This window comes from Streptomyces sp. NPDC033177, from assembly GCF_055577715.1.
Window position 1 is genome coordinate 181,193 of record NZ_JBVIPS010000005.1, and the last position, 16,659, is coordinate 197,851.

General features: G+C 70.1%; 17 protein-coding genes. 8 read left to right on the forward strand and 9 right to left on the reverse strand.

Annotated features, from left to right (window positions below; all coding sequences use genetic code 11):
* Nucleotides 1-84 precede the first annotated feature (84 nt).
* The 5 genes from afsQ1 (at nucleotide 85) to ACZ5U5_RS18915 (ending at nucleotide 3,874) form a co-directional block, all read left to right on the forward strand.
* The gene (afsQ1, locus tag ACZ5U5_RS18895) at nucleotides 85-762 is read left to right on the forward strand and encodes a two-component system response regulator AfsQ1 (protein WP_030562528.1); all 678 of its coding nucleotides are present in this window, start codon (nucleotides 85-87) and stop codon (nucleotides 760-762) included.
* On the forward strand, nucleotides 759-2,339 hold the full coding sequence (locus ACZ5U5_RS18900) for an ATP-binding protein (RefSeq protein WP_469022871.1): 1,581 nt from the start codon (nucleotides 759-761) through the stop codon (nucleotides 2,337-2,339). The genes afsQ1 and ACZ5U5_RS18900 overlap by 4 nt, the downstream gene beginning before the upstream one ends.
* The gene (locus ACZ5U5_RS18905) at nucleotides 2,336-2,935 is read left to right on the forward strand and encodes a hypothetical protein (RefSeq protein ID WP_469022873.1); all 600 of its coding nucleotides are present in this window, start codon (nucleotides 2,336-2,338) and stop codon (nucleotides 2,933-2,935) included. The genes ACZ5U5_RS18900 and ACZ5U5_RS18905 overlap by 4 nt, the downstream gene beginning before the upstream one ends.
* 53 nt (nucleotides 2,936-2,988) lie before the next feature.
* Nucleotides 2,989-3,579, forward strand: coding sequence for a VanZ family protein (locus ACZ5U5_RS18910; RefSeq protein WP_469022876.1), 591 nt, complete (start codon nucleotides 2,989-2,991; stop codon nucleotides 3,577-3,579).
* A gap of 91 nt (nucleotides 3,580-3,670) precedes the next feature.
* Nucleotides 3,671-3,874 carry a PspC domain-containing protein gene (locus ACZ5U5_RS18915; RefSeq protein ID WP_469022878.1) on the forward strand — a complete coding sequence of 68 codons (204 nt, stop codon included), beginning with the start codon at nucleotides 3,671-3,673 and terminating at the stop codon, nucleotides 3,872-3,874.
* A gap of 94 nt (nucleotides 3,875-3,968) precedes the next feature.
* Here the strand turns inward: ACZ5U5_RS18915 and ACZ5U5_RS18920 are convergent, their stop codons facing one another.
* Both ACZ5U5_RS18920 and ACZ5U5_RS18925 read right to left on the reverse strand, forming a co-directional pair.
* Nucleotides 3,969-4,403, reverse strand: a complete 435-nt coding sequence (locus ACZ5U5_RS18920; protein ID WP_469023723.1) for an ATP-binding protein — start codon at nucleotides 4,401-4,403, stop codon at nucleotides 3,969-3,971.
* Between the two features lie 142 nt (nucleotides 4,404-4,545).
* A complete protein-coding gene (locus ACZ5U5_RS18925) occupies nucleotides 4,546-5,715 on the reverse strand; it encodes an adenosine deaminase (RefSeq protein WP_469022881.1) in 1,170 nt (389 codons plus the stop codon).
* A 102-nt stretch (nucleotides 5,716-5,817) separates the two neighbouring features.
* Here ACZ5U5_RS18925 and ACZ5U5_RS18930 point away from each other — a divergent pair, with 102 nt between their 5' ends.
* Nucleotides 5,818-6,582 (forward strand): prolyl oligopeptidase family serine peptidase, encoded by a 765-nt coding sequence (locus tag ACZ5U5_RS18930; protein ID WP_469022883.1) that lies wholly within the window; start codon nucleotides 5,818-5,820, stop codon nucleotides 6,580-6,582.
* A gap of 221 nt (nucleotides 6,583-6,803) precedes the next feature.
* Here ACZ5U5_RS18930 and ACZ5U5_RS18935 read toward each other — a convergent pair whose 3' ends face one another.
* The gene (locus ACZ5U5_RS18935) at nucleotides 6,804-7,802 is read right to left on the reverse strand and encodes a LysR family transcriptional regulator (RefSeq protein WP_469022886.1); all 999 of its coding nucleotides are present in this window, start codon (nucleotides 7,800-7,802) and stop codon (nucleotides 6,804-6,806) included.
* Nucleotides 7,803-7,864: 62 nt separating this feature from the next.
* Between ACZ5U5_RS18935 and ACZ5U5_RS18940 the strand changes: the two genes are divergently transcribed.
* On the forward strand, nucleotides 7,865-9,178 hold the full coding sequence (locus ACZ5U5_RS18940) for an MFS transporter (RefSeq protein WP_469022888.1): 1,314 nt from the start codon (nucleotides 7,865-7,867) through the stop codon (nucleotides 9,176-9,178).
* Nucleotides 9,179-9,290: 112 nt separating this feature from the next.
* Nucleotides 9,291-10,298: a sigma-70 family RNA polymerase sigma factor gene (locus ACZ5U5_RS18945; RefSeq protein ID WP_469022890.1), complete on the forward strand. Its 1,008-nt coding sequence runs from the start codon at nucleotides 9,291-9,293 to the stop codon at nucleotides 10,296-10,298.
* Here ACZ5U5_RS18945 and ACZ5U5_RS18950 read toward each other — a convergent pair.
* The 6 genes from ACZ5U5_RS18950 to ACZ5U5_RS18975 all read right to left on the reverse strand — a co-directional run bounded on the left by ACZ5U5_RS18950 (nucleotide 10,185) and on the right by ACZ5U5_RS18975 (nucleotide 16,653).
* Nucleotides 10,185-10,577, reverse strand: a complete 393-nt coding sequence (locus ACZ5U5_RS18950) for an STAS domain-containing protein (RefSeq protein WP_469022892.1) — start codon at nucleotides 10,575-10,577, stop codon at nucleotides 10,185-10,187. The two genes, ACZ5U5_RS18945 and ACZ5U5_RS18950, sit on opposite strands and share 114 nt — an antisense overlap.
* Nucleotides 10,578-10,831: 254 nt before the next feature.
* Complete coding sequence (locus tag ACZ5U5_RS18955) at nucleotides 10,832-12,109, reverse strand: thymidine phosphorylase (RefSeq protein ID WP_469022894.1); 1,278 nt, start codon at nucleotides 12,107-12,109, stop codon at nucleotides 10,832-10,834.
* Nucleotides 12,110-12,243: 134 nt separating this feature from the next.
* Nucleotides 12,244-12,633: a cytidine deaminase gene (locus tag ACZ5U5_RS18960; protein ID WP_363208869.1), complete on the reverse strand. Its 390-nt coding sequence runs from the start codon at nucleotides 12,631-12,633 to the stop codon at nucleotides 12,244-12,246.
* Nucleotides 12,630-13,892, reverse strand: coding sequence for an ABC transporter permease (locus ACZ5U5_RS18965; RefSeq protein WP_469022897.1), 1,263 nt, complete (start codon nucleotides 13,890-13,892; stop codon nucleotides 12,630-12,632). Before ACZ5U5_RS18965 ends, ACZ5U5_RS18960 begins: the two co-directional genes overlap by 4 nt.
* Nucleotides 13,889-15,031, reverse strand: a complete 1,143-nt coding sequence (locus ACZ5U5_RS18970) for an ABC transporter permease (RefSeq protein ID WP_469022900.1) — start codon at nucleotides 15,029-15,031, stop codon at nucleotides 13,889-13,891. The genes ACZ5U5_RS18965 and ACZ5U5_RS18970 overlap by 4 nt, the downstream gene beginning before the upstream one ends.
* Complete coding sequence (locus ACZ5U5_RS18975; protein WP_469023726.1) at nucleotides 15,028-16,653, reverse strand: ABC transporter ATP-binding protein; 1,626 nt, start codon at nucleotides 16,651-16,653, stop codon at nucleotides 15,028-15,030. Before ACZ5U5_RS18975 ends, ACZ5U5_RS18970 begins: the two co-directional genes overlap by 4 nt.
* Nucleotides 16,654-16,659: the final 6 nt, after the last annotated feature.

Genomic DNA, 16,659 nt, shown 5'->3' on the forward strand with positions numbered 1-16,659 from the left:
AACAGGCCTTCCATGTGTAGGGGAGAAGTGTGGGAGCCCGCCAACAGTCGAACTGTGCCCGTGCCATGGGACAGAATGACGTCCGTGCCTTCCCTGTTGCTGATCGAGGACGACGACGCCATCCGTACGGCCCTTGAGCTTTCGCTCACCCGCCAAGGGCATCGGGTGGCCACTGCTGCCACCGGCGAGGACGGCCTGAAGCTGCTCAGTGAGCAGCGGCCGGACCTGATCGTGCTGGATGTGATGCTGCCGGGCATCGACGGCTTCGAGGTGTGCCGTCGCATCCGGCGCACCGACCAGTTGCCGATCATCCTGCTGACCGCGCGCAGCGACGACATCGACGTGGTCGTCGGGCTGGAGTCCGGAGCCGACGACTATGTGGTGAAACCCGTGCAGGGCCGGGTGCTCGACGCCCGTATCCGCGCGGTGCTTCGCCGCGGTGAGCGCGAGGCGAATGACGCGGCGACGTTCGGTTCGCTCGTCATCGACCGCGCCGCGATGACCGTCACGAAGAACGGCGAGGATCTGCAGCTCACGCCGACCGAGCTGCGGCTGCTCCTGGAGCTGAGCCGCAGGCCCGGACAGGCGCTCTCACGGCAGCAGTTGCTGCGTCTGGTGTGGGAGCACGACTACCTCGGTGACTCCCGGCTCGTCGACGCGTGTGTGCAGCGGCTGCGCGCGAAGGTGGAGGACGTGCCGTCCTCGCCGACGCTGATCCGTACGGTGCGTGGAGTGGGCTACCGGCTGGACACTCCTCAGTGACCAAACCGCAGGACAAGCTCCGCGGTTGGGCCGCGGCGCGCAAGGCGATCATGGCGGGACTGCGCTTCACGAGCCTCAGGCTCCGGCTTGTCGTGGTGTTCGGTCTGGTGGCGCTCACCGCCGCCGTGACGGCCTCGGGGATCGCGTACTGGCTGAACCGCGAGGCGGTCCTGACGCGCGCGCAGGACGCGGCCCTGAAGGACTTCCAGCAGGAGATGCAGACCCGCGCCGGTGCGCTGCCGCCCAATCCGACCCAGGACGAGCTGCAGCAGGCCGCCGGGACGATGGCCAACAGCAGCCAGCGTTACAGCGTGCTCCTGATCGGGAAGGACGCCGACGGTGACACGATCGTCGGCTACTCCGACCTGGACGCCTTCACGCTCGCCGACGTGCCCAAGTCCCTGCGCAAGACGGTGAACAAGGAGCAGCCGCTCACCTCCAGCAACAAGAGCCCGTACCACCTGTACTGGCAGCGGACCGTCGAGGGCGGCACCCCGTACCTGGTGGGCGGTGCCAAGGTCATCGGCGGCGGGCCGACCGGTTACATGCTCAAGTCCCTCGAGCCGGAGGCGAAGGACCTGAGTTCGCTCGGCTGGTCGCTCGCCATCGCCACGGGGCTCGCGCTCATCGGTTCCGCGCTGCTCGCGCAGGCCGCGGCGACCACCGTGCTCAAGCCGGTGCACCGGCTCGGGGTTGCCGCGCGGCGGCTCGGCGAGGGCAAGCTGGACACGCGCCTTCGGGTGTCGGGCACGGATGAACTGGCCGATCTGTCACGGACGTTCAACCGGACGGCGGAGAGCCTGGAGAAGAAGGTCGACGACATGAGCGCCCGTGACGAGGCGTCGCGGCGCTTCGTCGCCGACATGTCGCACGAGCTGCGTACGCCGCTGACCGCGATCACCGCGGTGACGGAGGTCCTGGAGGAGGAGCTGGACGCCGAGACCGGGTCCGTCGATCCGATGATCGAGCCCGCCGTGCGGCTCGTGGTCAGTGAGACCCGCCGGCTGAACGACCTGGTGGAGAACCTGATGGAGGTCACCCGCTTCGACGCGGGTACGGCCAGGCTCGTCCTGGACCACGTCGACATCGCCGACCAGATCACGGCCTGCATCGACGCGCGTGCCTGGCTCGACGCGGTCGAGCTGGACGCGGAGCGCGGCATCATGGTGCGGCTCGACCCGCGTCGGCTCGACGTCATCCTGGCGAACCTGATCGGCAACGCGCTCAAGCACGGCGGCTCCCCGGTGGAGGTCTCGGTGCGGCTGGCGGGCGAGAAGCTCGTCATCGCGGTGCGTGACGGCGGACCCGGCATCCCCGAGGACGTACTGCCGCACGTCTTCGACCGCTTCTACAAGGCGAGCGCGTCCCGGCCGCGGTCGGAGGGCAGCGGTCTGGGGCTCTCCATCGCCCTGGAGAATGCCCACATCCACGGCGGTGAGATCACCGCCGCGAACTCGCCCAAGGGCGGCGCGGTGTTCACGCTGTGGCTGCCGCGCGATCCGTCGGATCTGCTGCCGGAGGACGAGGCCGCGGAGGGCACGGACGGCGACGACGCCGTCGAGGGAGAGGCACGATGAACCGCCGGAAGCTGCGCGCCGCACTCCTCGCCGCCGCGCTGACCGCGACGCTCGCGGGCTGCGGCATCCGCTCGACGGAGGTGCCGACGGACTTCGGCCCCGGCCCATCGCGGGTGCCCTGCGTGATGTCCGGGTCGAGCATCGCCTCGCAGTCCAGCGGGGTCCCGGTGCAGGTCTTCCTGGTGTGTGCGGCGCAGCTGGTGACCGTCGACCGGTCGGTGCGCATCCCCACTGAGAAGGCGACGACGGACCGGGTCCGGATCGCGCAGGCGCTCCTGGACGAGCTGTCGCAGCCGCCTTCGACCCCGGAGAAGCAGGCGGGCTTCGCGACGGACGTACGCGGCGGCACGGTCGTCGCCGGCCCCGGGCAGGGCGACCCTGAGGACACGCTGCGGTTCAGCACGTCCCCGGAGGATCTGTCGGCGTTCGCTCTGGCACAGATCGTTTGCACGTTCGCGGACAGCGCGGCGGCGGGCGACGACCGTGAGGTGATCATGGGCGGACCCGGCGACGCCCCGCTGCGCCGCTATGAATGCACCCAGGCGGTCCGTCAGCGTCCCGGGACGGTGGCTCCGCCCACCGAGACCGTGCAGTAGTCGATCAAGACAGTCACGGTGTGCGATCAGGACAGTGCGTGTTCCGGGAGTGAATGCGCGGAACCGATCCTGCCGTCGGGCGCGTCTTGGGGGGCGTGCGTCAAGGCTCGGGCGGCCACGGGGCCGCCATCCGCTTCCGTGCGGCAGGAGGATTCCTCCTCGTCGCGCATCTTCTGTTCGTCGGCTGGCTCACTCTGCGTCCACTGGACGTGCCGTGGGTCAGCGCGGCGAATCTGCAGCCGTTCGCCGGCATCAAGGCGGATCTGGCGCTCGGACCTGTGCAGGCCGCCCGGCAGATAGGCGGCAGTCTGCTGCTCCTCGCCCCGCTCGGTGTGCTGCTTCCGCTCGCCGGTGGGCGGGTTCACGTGTCACCGCTCGGTTCGCTGGTGCGGACGGTCGCGGCGGGCGCGCTGATCTCGCTCGGCATCGAGCTGCTGCAGACCGGGGTGCCCGGACAGGTCGTCGACATCGACTCGCTGTTCCTGAATTCCGTGGGCATGGCCCTCGTGCATCTCGCCGTGGTGCCCGCGGCCAGGGGCAGGCTCCGCCGCCGTACGGACGGTGAGCATCGGGCGGCCCTCCTGCGGGAGGACACGTCTCAGGGGTCGACCCCGACGATTCCCAGGGTCGGTATCGCACCTTAGAGCGACGCTTTCGCCCGCTTCGTGAACGTAACTTTGAGTCATCGGGGTACACGCCCCGGACCTCACACCGACGGTTCACGAAGGAGCCACCATGACCGCCCTTGCCCGCCCCACCAACGGCCGGATGATCGGCGGAGTGTGCGCCGCCCTCTCCAAGCGCTTCGGCACATCGGCGACGACGATGCGCGTGATCTTCGTGCTCTCGTGTCTGCTGCCCGGCCCGCAGGTCCTGCTCTACATCGCGCTCTGGGTCCTGTTGCCCACCGAGGGCAAGGCCAGGCAGGCAGCCTGGTGAACCGGCGGCCCCCGCCGCCACCGCACGCGTACGCCGATGGGGCGCACCCTCGAAAAAGGGTGCGCCCCATCGGCGTGTGCGGGGACCGCGAGGATCAGCCGAGCGGCAGACCGTTCACGCCCAGACCCTCGGTGGGCAGGCCCTGGAGGGGCAGGCCCTGGAGGGGCAGGCCCTGCGTGGGCAGGGCGCCGGCGATCGGCAGGCCACCGAGCAGACCGGAGACCGGGTCGGCCGCGGCGGGCTTGCCCCGGTCGCCGGCGTCCTTCATGCTCTCGCCGAGCTTGTCCACGGTCGGCGCGGAGGCCTGGAGGGTGCTGCCGAGCACGTTCTGGCCGGCGGAGATCGCCTCGGGGCCACCGGCGGGCAGCTTCTCGCCGACCGCGTCCATGGGGAGCACGGCGGTGGCGGAACCCAGGGCGCCCGTGGCGTCGGGCAGGGCCGGCGCGGCGGTGGCGGCACCCGCGCCCGCGGCGGCGAAGGCGGCGCCGAGAGCGGCGACACCGAGGGTCTTGGCGGCAGACTGCTTCATCTTCAGTGCGTCCTTGATGACGGGGACTTTTGAGCGGCCCATGACCGTAAACATGTGAAGGGGCGGTCCGCAAACAGCGAAACAGCAAAAGCGCGACCGGGAATTAATGTTCCCGGCCGCGCCCGAACTGCTTCAATTCCTGTTACATGTCGACAGAAGCCCTGGTGGAGGCGGTCTGACGGAACAGCCATTCGGACTTCAGCTCGGCATATCCGGGCTTGATCACGTCATTGATCATGGCCAGGCGTTCATCGAAAGGAATGAACGCTGATTTCATCGCATTGACTGTGAACCACTGCATGTCGTCGAGCGTGTAGCCGAAAGTCCCGACCAAATGCTCGAATTCGCGGCTCATGCTGGTGCCGGACATCAGGCGGTTGTCAGTGTTCACCGTGGCCCGGAAGTGCAGCTTGCGGAGCAGACCGATGGGGTGGTCGGCGTACGAGTCGGCGGCACCCGTCTGCAGGTTGGAGCTGGGGCACATCTCCAGGGGGATGCGCTTGTCACGGACGTAGCTGGCGAGGCGGCCGAGCTTCACGGTGCCGTCGTCGGCGACCTGGATGTCGTCGATGATCCGCACGCCGTGGCCGAGACGGTCGGCGCCGCACCACTGCAGGGCCTGCCAGATGGACGGCAGGCCGAAGGCCTCACCGGCGTGGATGGTGAAGTGGTTGTTCTCGCGCTTGAGGTACTCGAAGGCGTCGAGGTGCCGGGTGGGCGGGAAGCCCGCTTCCGCGCCCGCGATGTCGAAGCCGACGACGCCCAGATCGCGGTAGCGGTTGGCGAGTTCGGCGATCTCCAGGGCACGGGCCGCGTGCCGCATGGCGGTCAGCAGCGCGCCCACCCGGATGCGGTGGCCGTTGGCCTTCGCGCGCCGCTCGCCCTCCCGGAAGCCTTCGTTGACGGCCTCGACGACCTCTTCGAGGGTGAGGCCCTGCTCCAGGTGCTGCTCGGGGGCGTACCGGATCTCGGCATAGACGACGCCGTCCTCGGCGAGGTCCTCGGCGCACTCGGCCGCCACGCGCTTGAGGGCGTCCTTCGTCTGCATCACGGCGCAGGTGTGGGCGAAGGTCTCCAGATAGCGCGGCAGCGAACCGGAGTCGGCGGCTTCCCTGAACCAGATCCCCAGCTTGTCGGGGTCGGTCTCGGGCAGACCCTCGTAACCCGACTCGCGGGCGAGGTCGACGATCGTGCCGGGGCGCAGGCCGCCGTCGAGGTGGTCGTGCAGGAGCACCTTCGGGGCGCGGCGGATCTGGTCGGCGCTGGGCGTTTCGCGGTCCGTCTGACCGGCTTTGGTGGTCTGGCTCGTCATCTCGGCACTCTAGCGCCTACGCGCGTAGATCTCACGGGTCGATACGTAACAGTGACCCCGCGGACGGGTGGCGTACACCATCGCTTCTGACACTGTTCTGTCATGGCACAGCAAGCGACGCCCGATTCCGCGCGCGCGGCCAGGCTCGGACGCGTGATCGGCGCCCGTCCTTCGGCGGTCAGCGGCGCGGTGCTGCTGCTCCCCGGCGGCCACGAGACCTCCGACCGCAAGCCGTCCCCGTTCGCCGCCTCCGCGATGCGCGCGCTCGGCCGCAGGCTCGCCCAGGACGGTCGCGAGGAGGGACTGGCCGCGCACGTCGTGCACTACCGCAGCCGCGGGTGGAACGGTGCGCAGGCGCAGCTGGCGCGGGACGCGGAGTGGGCCGCCGACGAGATCGTCCGGCTCTACGGCGACGTCTCGATCTGCCTCGTGGGCCGGGACATGGGCGGCCGGGCCGCCCTGCGGGCCAGCGGCCACGAAGCGGTCAACTCCGTCCTGGCGCTGGCTCCTTGGCTGCCCGAGGACGACGTGGCCGCCTCCCCCGAGCCGGTGAAGCAGCTTGCCGGGCGGCGGGTCCTGATCGTGCACGGCACGAACGACGAACGGACCGACCCCGAGCTCTCGTTCCGTCTCGCGGCGCGGGCCAAGAAGGCGAACCGCGAGGTGTGCCGGTTCGAGGTCCACTCCGACGGCCACCGGTTGCAGCAGCACCAGTCCGAAGTCCAGGCGCTGGCATCGGACTTCGTCATGGGTTCGTTGTTCGGACATGCCTACGCGCGGCCGCTGGAGGACGCACTGGCGGCTCCTCCGCCGCTGGGACTGCGGATGCCGCTGGCGGCGGGGTTCGGGGAGTCGATGCGGCACTGAGGGGGGCGGACCCTGCGGGGCATTCCCCAATCCCGCCCCTTCCCGAAACCATGGGGCTCTGCCCCCTGGACCCCGACAAAATGTCCTCAAACGCCGGACGGGCTGGAAGTATCCAGCCCGTCCGGCGTTTGAGGACGAACTCGGCGAAGCCGGTGATCGCGGTCACCAAGGCCCCCGCGCCAGAGCGGGTTTTCGGGAAGGGGCGGGATTGGGGAAAGAAACTAATCCGGCAGCAGCCGCCCCCTCCGCCCCAGCAAGAACCTCTTGAACGCCGCCACCGGCGGCGTATCCGGATGCCCGTCCAGCCACGCCACGCCGATCTCCCGTACCGCCCGCTGCCCCGTCACCGTCAGCTCCACGACTCCCGGGCGCGGCACGGCCGGTGGTGGGAGCAGGGCCACCCCCAGCCCCGCCGCCACCAGGCCCCGCAACGTCTCCGCCTCCTCCCCCTCGAACGCGACCCGCGGCTTGAAGCCGGCCTCCTGGCACAGGTCGTCCGTGATGCGCCGCAGGCCGTAGCCGGGTTCGAGGGTCACGAAGGCCTCGTCCGCCGCCTCCGCGAGACGCACCCGCTTGCGGGAAGCGAGGCGGTGATCGTCCGGCACGACCAGGCGCAGGCGCTGCTCGTCCAGGCGGCGGGCGACGAGATCGGGCGCGTCCGGCACGGGCGACGTCAGGCAGAGGTCGAGCTCCCCTGCCCGGAGCCGCTCGATCATCGCCTCCCCGTAGTTCTGTACGAGGCTGAAGCGGACCCGCGGATGATCGGCGCGGAAGGCGCGGATCAGGCCGGGCACGGTCTCCGAGCCCATCGTGTGGAGGAACCCGAAGGCCACCTTGCCCGACGCCGGGTCCGCGTCCGCCCGTACGGACTCAGCGGCCCGTTCCACCTCGCCGAGCGCCCGCTCGACGGAGGCCAGGAACGTACGGCCCGCCGGAGTCAGCGACACCGTCCTGCCGTGCCGCGCGAACAGGTCGACCCCCAGGTCCTGTTCGAGGCGCACCAACGCACGCGACAGCGTCGACTGCGGCACCTGCATCTCCTGCGCGGCCCGCGTCACGTGCTCCGTGCGCGCGACTCCCGCGAAGTACGCGAGGCGCGGCGAGAGCAGCGCAGACCAGGACTCCGGGGTCAGCTCGGCCGGCGCGGACACCGCCGAGCCGATGTCTCCTACGTAACTGCTCTGCGACAGACGCCGCTCTGAACTGTGCTCATGCATCATGGGAACGATTATGACCAGTTCATGCATTGGACGGATGAGTTTCCTGTGCCTACGTTCGACGCATGCCTCCCGCCAGTAGCGGGGCGTCCGTCACCCACGCGGCCGCCCTCTCCCCGTCGTCCCCTGATGCCTCTCCTGAAGCCGACTCCCGGCTGACCCCCGGCGGCCCCGGCTATCGCCGGATGAGCTTCGCCCTCTTCCTCGCGGGCGTCGCGACCTTCGCCCTCCTCTACTCCACGCAGGCGCTGCTCCCCCTCGTCTCCGCCGACTTCGGCGTCAGCGCGAGCTCGGCGAGCTGGACGGTGTCCGCCGCCACGGGCGCACTCGCCCTCTTCGTGCTGCCCCTGAGCGCGCTCAGCGAGCGGTTCGGGCGGCGCACGCTCATGACGGTCTCGCTGACGGTCGCGGTGGTCGTGGGTCTTCTCGTCCCCTTCGCGCCCTCCATCGGCGCGCTCATCGCGCTGCGCGCCGTACAGGGCGCCGCGCTCGCCGGGCTCCCGGCGTCCGCGATGGCCTTCCTCGCGGAGGAGGTCAGGCCCAAGGCACTGGTCGCCGCGATCGGCATGTTCGTGGCGGGGAACTCCATCGGCGGCATGAGCGGGCGCATCATCACCGGCTGGGTCGCGCAGGCATGGGGCTGGCGCGCGGCCGTGGCTGTGGTGGGTGTCGTGGCCGTCCTGTGCGCCCTCGCCTTCCGCGCGCTGCTCCCCGCGCCGCGCCACTTCACGGCGGGCTCGCTCAACCCCAAGGCGCTCGGCAGGACGATCCGTTCGCACCTCTCCAACCCGCTGCTGTGCCGTCTGTACGCGATCGGCGCGCTGTTCATGACCGTGTTCGGCGCGGTCTACACGGTGATCGGCTACCGCCTCACCGAGGCGCCGTTCTCGCTGCCGCAGGGCATCATCGGCTCGATCTTCCTGGTCTACCTCGTCGGCACGGTCTCGTCGGCCGCCGCGGGGAAGCTGGTGACGCGGCTCGGCCGGCGCGGGGCGCTGTACCTGGCGGTGAGCACGACGACCGGCGGTCTGCTGCTCTCCCTCTCCGACTCCCTGGTCATGGTGCTGCTCGGGCTCGTCCTGATCACCGCCGGCTTCTTCGCCGGTCACGCGGTCGCCTCCTCGTCCGTGAGCCGTACGGCCACCACGGGGCGGGCGCAGGCTTCGGCGCTCTACCAGTCCGCGTACTACCTGGGCTCCAGCGCGGGCGGCACGCTCGGCGCGGTCGCCTTCCACGCGGGGGGCTGGGCCGGGACGGTGGGCCTCGGGCTGCTCGCGGTGAGCGGCGTCGTGTCCCTCACCGTCTGGGGGTCGCACGTGGCCCGGGTCCAGGAGCGGCGGGCGCGTCAGGAGCGGCGGGGGCTCGTGGCGGCGCACTGAACCACCCTTATCACCTGCGGGTTTCCTCACTCCGGGGGCCGTTGTCAGTGGGCTGCGGTAGCTTCCAAAGTGCTGGGACTTTCGTGGCAGCCGCAGGGGTGGGTGGGTTGGTATGACTGACATCGCAGGGCCGACGTCGGAACTCGACGTCACGCTGGAGAAACACCGGGTCGAGCTGACCGGGTACTGCTATCGCATGCTGGGCTCCGCCTTCGAGGCAGAGGACGCGGTGCAGGACACGATGGTCCGCGCCTGGCGGAGCTACGAGAAGTTCGAGGGCCGCTCCAGCCTGAGGTCCTGGCTGTACCGCATCGCGACGAACGTCTGCCTGGACATGCTGAACGCGGGCAACCGCCGGGCACGCCCCATGGACCTGACGGCGTCGGCGCCGCTGGCCCAGGCGGCGCTCACCCCGCGCCCGGACAACGTATGGCTGGAGCCGATGCCGGACGCGCGCGTGCTGCCCTCCGTCAGCGACCCCGCCGAGGCGGCCGTGGCGAAGGAGTCGGTGCGGCTCGCGTTCGTCGCCGCCCTGCAGCAACTGCCGCCCAAGCAGCGGGCCGTGCTGATCCTGCGCGAGGTCCTCGCGTGGAAGGCCAGCGAGGCCGCCGAGCTCCTCGACACCTCGGTGGCCTCCGTCAACAGCGCATTGCAGCGGGCGCGGGCGACGCTGGCCGAGGGCCCCGGGGACGACACCGCCGTGTCCAACCCACTCGACGACGAGCAGCAGAAGCTGCTTGAGCGGTACGTCGCCGCCTTCGAGGGGTACGACATGGCGGCGCTGACGGCGCTGCTGCACGAAGACGCCATCATGACGATGCCCCCGTTCGACCTGTGGCTGCGCGGCACGGCCGACATCACCGGCTTCATGTCGACGATGGGCGCCTCCTGCGCCGACAGCCGCCTGTTCCCGGTCGATGTCAACGGCACGCCGGGCTTCGCCCACTACAAGCCCGACCCCGAGAAGGGCGGGTTCACGCCGTGGGCGATTCAGGTCATCGAGATCTCAGAGGGGCGGATCGCGGGCTTCCACTGCTTCCTGGACACACCCCGGTGGTTCCCGCTGTTCGGCCTGCCGACCCATCTCGATCTCCATGGGAAGCCCGACGAGGTCCAGTAGCTCGCGCAGGTCCGGGGCCGGGTCGCGCAGGCGGATGCGGGCGCCTGCGCGGCGGGCGGTGAGCTGGAGTCTGGCGAGGGCGTCGATTGCGGCGAGTACGGGCGGGCCTACGTCTGCGACGTCGCATACGAGGGTGTCCGCGTCGCTCGCGTGCAGCAGGCTTCTGGCCTCCTCGCAGAGGCGGTGCGTGGCCTCTCGGTCGAGTGTGCCGGTCAGCGTCAGCTCCGGCCGGTGCGTGTCGTCCATGTTGGGGAGACCGTGCGGGCGCTCGGAACTCATCGGTAGGTCCGTTTCGCCTGCGGCGGGCACCTTCCCCAACCCCGCCCCTTCCCGAAAACCCGCTCTGGCGCGGGGGCCTTGGATGCCGTCATCACCGGCTTCGCCGAGTTCGTCCTCAAACGCCGGACGGGCTGGAAGTATCCAGCCGGGCTGGATACTTCCAGCCCGGCCGGCGTTTGAGGCCATCTTGCCGGGGGTCCAGGGGGCGGAGCCCCATGGTTTCGGGAAGGGGCGGGGTGGGGGAGAGAAAACCCCTACGCGATGCGGTCCAAGACGATCGGCGTCGGCGCGAAGCCCGTGCCCTCCGGTGCGATGTCGAAGGAACCGGCCACCGCCTGCAAGGCGTAGTCGAAGCGCTCCGGAGTATCCGTGTGCAGGGTCATCAACGGCTCCCCCGCGCGGACCTGAGCGCCCGGCTTCGCGTGCAGCTCGACGCCCGCCCCCGCCTGCACCACGTCCTCCTTGCGAGCGCGGCCCGCGCCCAGGCGCCACGCGGCGACGCCGACGTCGTACGCGTCCAGGCGGGTCAGGACACCCGACGACGGCGCCGTCACGACGTGCGTTTCCCGGGCCACCGGCAGGGCCGCGTCCGGGTCGCCGCCCTGGGCGGAGATCATCCGGCGCCAGACGTCCATGGCCGAACCGTCGGCCAGCGCCTTCGCCGGGTCCACGTCCTTCAGGCCTGCCGCGTCCAGCATCTCGCGCGCCAGCGCGAGGGTCAGCTCCACGACGTCCGCCGGGCCGCCGCCCGCGAGGACCTCCACCGACTCGCGGACCTCAAGCGCGTTGCCTGCCGTCAAGCCGAGCGGCGTGGACATGTCCGTGAGCAAGGCGACCGTACGTACGCCGTGGTCCGTGCCAAGCCCCACCATCGTGGACGCCAGTTCACGCGCGTCCTCCAGCGTCTTCATGAACGCGCCCGTGCCGACCTTCACGTCCAGGACCAGCGAGCCCGTGCCCTCGGCGATTTTCTTCGACATGATCGAGGAGGCGATCAGGGGGATGGCCTCGACCGTTCCCGTCACGTCCCGCAGCGCGTACAGCTTCTTGTCGGCCGGGGCCAAGCCGTCGCCCGCCGCGCAGATCACCGAGCCCACGCCGTCAAGGACCGACAGCATCTCCTCGTTCGAGAGGAGCGCGCGCCAGCCCGGGATCGACTCCAGCTTGTCCAGGGTGCCGCCCGTGTGGCCGAGGCCCCGGCCCGAGAGCTGCGGGACCGCCGCGCCGCACGCCGCGACCAGCGGGGCGAGCGGCAGCGTGATCTTGTCGCCGACGCCACCCGTGGAGTGCTTGTCGGCCGTCGGGCGGGACAGGGACGAGAAGTCCATGCGCTCGCCGCTCGCGATCATCGCGGCGGTCCAGCGGGCGATCTCGCCGCGGTTCATGCCGTTCAGCAGGATCGCCATGGCGAGGGCGGACATCTGCTCGTCGGCCACCGCGCCGCGCGTGTACGCGTCGATGACCCAGTCGATCTGCTCGCCGCTCAGCTCGCCGCGGTCCCGCTTCGTACGAATCACGGAGATGACGTCCATGGCATAACCCCTCTTGCGCCTACAACGGTGATCTACAACGGATCAAAAATGGTGATCGCGAAACTCTACGCGCATAGAGCCGCGAGATGAAGAAGGCCCCTGCCGACGGGACCACAACCGGCAGGGGCCGTACGTCAGTTCAAGTGCTGCGGGCCGAACGCGTCCGGCAGCATGTCCTCCAGCGTCCGGATGCCCGCGGCCGTCTCCAGGAGGAGCGTCGGGCCGCCGAACTCGTAGAGCAGCTGGCGGCAGCGGCCGCACGGCATCAGGATCTCGCCCTTGGCGTCGACGCAGGTGAAGTGCGTCAGACGGCCGCCCCCGGTGAGCTGGAGCTGCGAGACAAGCCCGCACTCGGCGCACAGGCCGAGGCCGTACGACGCGTTCTCGACGTTGCAGCCCGACACCGTGCGACCGTCGTCCACGAGGGCCGCGGCACCGACCGGGAAGCCTGAGTAGGGCGCGTACGCACGGGACATGGCCTCGCGCGCAGCATCCCGCAGCGCGTCCCAGTCGGTTTCGGTCACGTTCCTTGTCCCTTTCGGTAGGGCTGGCCGTCTGCCTTCGGCATGCGAAGCCGCTGGGCGGAGAGCGAGAGCACGAGCAGCGTGACGACGTACGGCGTCGCGGTGACGACCTGGTTGGGCACCTCGTCGGTCAAGCCGTACCACGCGAACATCAGCGCCGAGACGGCCGCGGTGATCGCCGCGGGGACGTAACGCTTGCGCCATACGAGGTACGCCGCGCCGATGACCAGCAGGATCGCGAGCAGCAGGAGCAGTGCGTGCACGTTCGTGCCGCCGCCCCGGAGCTTCAGGCTGTCGGTGTAACCGAACAGGCCGGCACCGAGCGCGAGGCCGCCGGGCATCCAGTTGCCGAAGATCATGGCCGCGAGGCCGATGTAGCCGCGGCCGCCGGTCTGGCCCTCCAGGTAGATGTTGGAGGCGACCAGGGACAGGAACGCGCCGCCCAGGCCCGCGAGGCCGCCCGAGATGATCACTGCCAGGTACTTGTACTTGTAGACGTTCACGCCGAGGGACTCGGCGGCGACCGGGTTCTCGCCGCAGGAGCGCAGGCGCAGACCGAACGCCGTACGCCACAGGACCCACCAGCTCAGCGGCACCATCGCGATGGCGATGACGGTGAGCGGCGACAGGTTCGTGAACAGGCCGCCGAGCAGGCCCGCGATGTCCGAGACGAGGAACCAGTGCTTCTCGTTCAGGTCCTGCAGCCAGTTGGAGAGGCCCGGCACGGAGAACTCCCCGAGCGAGTCCACCGGCGGCGACTGCTTCGACGTACCGCCCTCCTTGCCCTCGAAGGCGAAGGTGGAGAGGTAGCGCGTGACGCCCAGGGCGAGGATGTTGATGGCCACACCGGAGACGATGTGGTTGACGTTGAACGTGACCGTGACGATCGCGTGCAGCAGACCGCCGAGCGCGCCGCCGAGAATGCCGAACAGGATGCCGACCCACGGGCCCCACTGGTAACCGGCGAACGCGCCGAACCAGGTGCCGAGGATCAGCATGCCCTCAAGGCCGATGTTGACGACGCCCGCACGCTCGGCCCACAGACCGCCGAGGCCCGCGAGGCCGATCGGCACGGCGAGCCGCAGCGCGGTCGACATCTGGCCGGTGGAGGTGATGCCGTTCGCGTCGGTGATCAGCCGGACCACGGACGTCAGGACGAGGACGCCCGCGATCACCAGGAGGAGGACGGGGAGCGATATGCGGCGGCGGCCCGGCGCGGGCTGCTTGGCCGGGGGCTTGGCTACGGTTGCCGAGCTCATCGGGCAGCCACCTCCTTCACGGTGTCGTTGTTGCCGTTGTTGCCGTTGTTGCGGGCTGCGGCGGCCAGTTCCTCGCCGACGCGGCGCTGCTGGCGCTTGAGGCCCCAACGGCGTACGGCCTCATAGGAGACGACGACCGCGATCACGATGAGGCCCTGCATGATCACCGCGATCTCCTTGTCGTACGCGACCGGGGTCGCGTAGTCGAGGGCGGGCGACGCCTTGTCGAGGAAGGCCCAGAGCAGCGAGGCGAAGGCGATGCCGACCGGGCTGTTGCGGCCGAGCAGGGCGATGCCGATGCCGGTGAAGCCGAGCCCCGCGGGGAAGCTGAGGCTGTAGGTGTGGGTGTCGCCGAGCAGGATCGGCATGCCGGCGAGGCCCGCGACCGCGCCGGAGATCAGCATCGCGCTGAGCACCATGCGCTTGGCGTTCACACCGGAGGCCGCGGCGGCCGACGTGGAGGCGCCGGTGGCGCGCAGGTCGAAGCCGAAGCGGGTGCGGTTGAGGATCACCCAGTACAGGACGCCCGCGAGCGCGGCGATGATCACGAAGCCGTAGATCTCGCCGGACTCGCCCATGCTGATCCCGGGGAACCAGCCGGACTTGTGCATCTCGCCGGTCGTCTGGTTGTTGCCGACCGGGACACCGAAGTTGTCGGTGAGGGTCATGTAGCCGATGACGCTCGTCGCGATGGCGTTGAGCATGATCGTCGCGACGACCTCGCTGACCCCGCGGGTGGTCTTCAGGATGCCCGCGATGCCCGCCCAGAAGGCGCCGGTGAGCATGGCGACCAGCATCAGGAGCGGGATCTGGAGCGGGGCCGGGAGCGCGATGTGCGCGCCGACCACGGCGGTGGTCATCGCGGCGAGGCGGTACTGCCCGTCCACACCGATGTTGAACAGGTTCATGCGGAAGCCGACGGCCACCGCGAGCGCCGCCAGGTAGTACATCCCGGCCTGGTTGATGGTCAGGACCTGGACGTCGGAGTAGCTGATCTGCTCCAGCATCAGCGTGTACGGCTCGATCGGGTTCTTGCCCGAGGCGAGCAGCACGACCGAGGTCAGCGCCACGGCCACGACGAGCGCGATGACCGGTCCGGCCACCGCGAGGAGCACGCGCTCCTTGTCGAACTTCTTCATCGGGCCTCGTCCTCCGAAGCGTCGCCAGAGCCCTCTTCGGGGTCTTCTTCTACGTGTTCGAGGTGGCCGGAGGCCGCGCCGGTCATGGCCGAGCCGAGCTCCTCCGGCGTGATGGTGGCCGGGTCGGCGTCGGCGACGAGCCGTCCGCGGTAGATCACGCGGAGGGTGTCGGAGAGGCCGATCAGCTCGTCCAGGTCCGCCGAGATGAGCAGGACCGCGAGCCCTTCGCGCCGCGCCTCACGGATCTGGTCCCAGATCTGGGCCTGCGCGCCGACGTCCACACCGCGGGTGGGGTGGGCGGCGATCAGGAAGCGGGGCTTGTGGCTCATCTCGCGGCCGACGATCAGCTTCTGCTGGTTGCCGCCGGAGAGGGACGCGGCCGTGACGTCGATGCCGGGCGTACGGACGTCGTACTGCTCGACGATGCGCCGGGTGTCGGCCTGCGCGCCCTTGGGGTCGAGCCAGAAGCCGCCCTTGCCGCGGGAGTTGGGTTTCTCGGTGACGTGCCCGAGGATGCGGTTCTCCCAGAGCGGCGACTCCAGGAGGAGGCCGTGGCGGTGGCGGTCCTCGGGGATGTAGCCGACGCCCTGCTCGCGGCGGTGGCGCGTGGCCAGGTCGGTGATGTCCTTGCCCGCCATGCGGATGACGCCGGAGTCGGCGTGCTTGAGGCCGATCAGCGCGTCGATCAGCTCGGTCTGGCCGTTGCCCTCCACGCCCGCGAGGCCGAGCACCTCGCCCTCGTGGATGGTGAAGGAGATGTCGTCGAGGAGAGCGCGGCCCGACTCGCCGTCGGCGAGCAGCTTGAGCTCCTTGACCTCGATCATCGCGCGGTCGGTGACCGTCGACTCGGCCGTCTCCGGGGTGGGCAGCTCGCTGCCGACCATCAGCTCGGCGAGCTGGCGCGGAGTCGTCTCGGAGGGGATCGCCGTGCCGACCGTCGTGCCGCGCCGGATGACGGTGATGTCGTCGGCGACGGACAGGACTTCGCCCAGCTTGTGGGAGATGAAGATGACGGACAGGCCCTCGGACTTCAGCTCGCGCAGGTTGTCGAAGAGCGCGTCGACCTCCTGCGGCACGAGCACGGCCGTGGGCTCGTCCAGGATCAGCGTGGTGGCGCCGCGGTAGAGGACCTTGAGGATCTCCACGCGCTGCCGGTCGGCGACGCCGAGGTCCTCGACCATGGCGTCGGGGCGCACCCCGAGGCCGTACCGGTCGGATATCTCGGCGATCTTGCGGCGGGCCGCGCCACCGATGCCGTGCAGTTTCTCGCTGCCGAGAACGATGTTCTCCAGGACGGTCAGCTGGTCGGCGAGCATGAAGTGCTGGTGGACCATGCCGATGCCGCGCGCGATGGCGTCGGCGGGGCTGGAGAAGGTCACCTGGGCGCCGTCGACGGAGATGGTGCCCTCGTCCGGCTTCTGCATGCCGTAGAGGATCTTCATCAGGGTCGACTTGCCCGCGCCGTTCTCGCCGACGAGGGCGTGCACGGTGCCCTTGCGGACGATCAGGCGGATGTCGTGGTTGGCCACCACGCCCGGGAAGCGCTTGGTGATGCCGGTGAGTTCAACGGCAACGGCCTGGGCAGTGGTCTGACCCTTGTCGGGACTGGTGGACGCGTCGATGGCGCA

Coding starts and splice junctions, on each gene's coding strand:
- ACZ5U5_RS18905 (WP_469022873.1), top strand. CDS start 2,336: ATGAACCGCCGGAAGCTGCGCGCCGCACTCCTCGCCGCCGCGCTGACC.
- ACZ5U5_RS18910 (WP_469022876.1), top strand. CDS start 2,989: ATGCGCGGAACCGATCCTGCCGTCGGGCGCGTCTTGGGGGGCGTGCGT.
- ACZ5U5_RS18915 (WP_469022878.1), top strand. CDS start 3,671: ATGACCGCCCTTGCCCGCCCCACCAACGGCCGGATGATCGGCGGAGTG.
- ACZ5U5_RS18920 (WP_469023723.1), bottom strand. CDS start 4,403: ATGAAGCAGTCTGCCGCCAAGACCCTCGGTGTCGCCGCTCTCGGCGCC.
- ACZ5U5_RS18925 (WP_469022881.1), bottom strand. CDS start 5,715: ATGACGAGCCAGACCACCAAAGCCGGTCAGACGGACCGCGAAACGCCC.
- ACZ5U5_RS18930 (WP_469022883.1), top strand. CDS start 5,818: ATGGCACAGCAAGCGACGCCCGATTCCGCGCGCGCGGCCAGGCTCGGA.
- ACZ5U5_RS18935 (WP_469022886.1), bottom strand. CDS start 7,802: ATGATGCATGAGCACAGTTCAGAGCGGCGTCTGTCGCAGAGCAGTTAC.
- ACZ5U5_RS18940 (WP_469022888.1), top strand. CDS start 7,865: ATGCCTCCCGCCAGTAGCGGGGCGTCCGTCACCCACGCGGCCGCCCTC.
- ACZ5U5_RS18945 (WP_469022890.1), top strand. CDS start 9,291: ATGACTGACATCGCAGGGCCGACGTCGGAACTCGACGTCACGCTGGAG.
- ACZ5U5_RS18950 (WP_469022892.1), bottom strand. CDS start 10,577: ATGAGTTCCGAGCGCCCGCACGGTCTCCCCAACATGGACGACACGCAC.
- ACZ5U5_RS18955 (WP_469022894.1), bottom strand. CDS start 12,109: ATGGACGTCATCTCCGTGATTCGTACGAAGCGGGACCGCGGCGAGCTG.
- ACZ5U5_RS18965 (WP_469022897.1), bottom strand. CDS start 13,892: ATGAGCTCGGCAACCGTAGCCAAGCCCCCGGCCAAGCAGCCCGCGCCG.
- ACZ5U5_RS18970 (WP_469022900.1), bottom strand. CDS start 15,031: ATGAAGAAGTTCGACAAGGAGCGCGTGCTCCTCGCGGTGGCCGGACCG.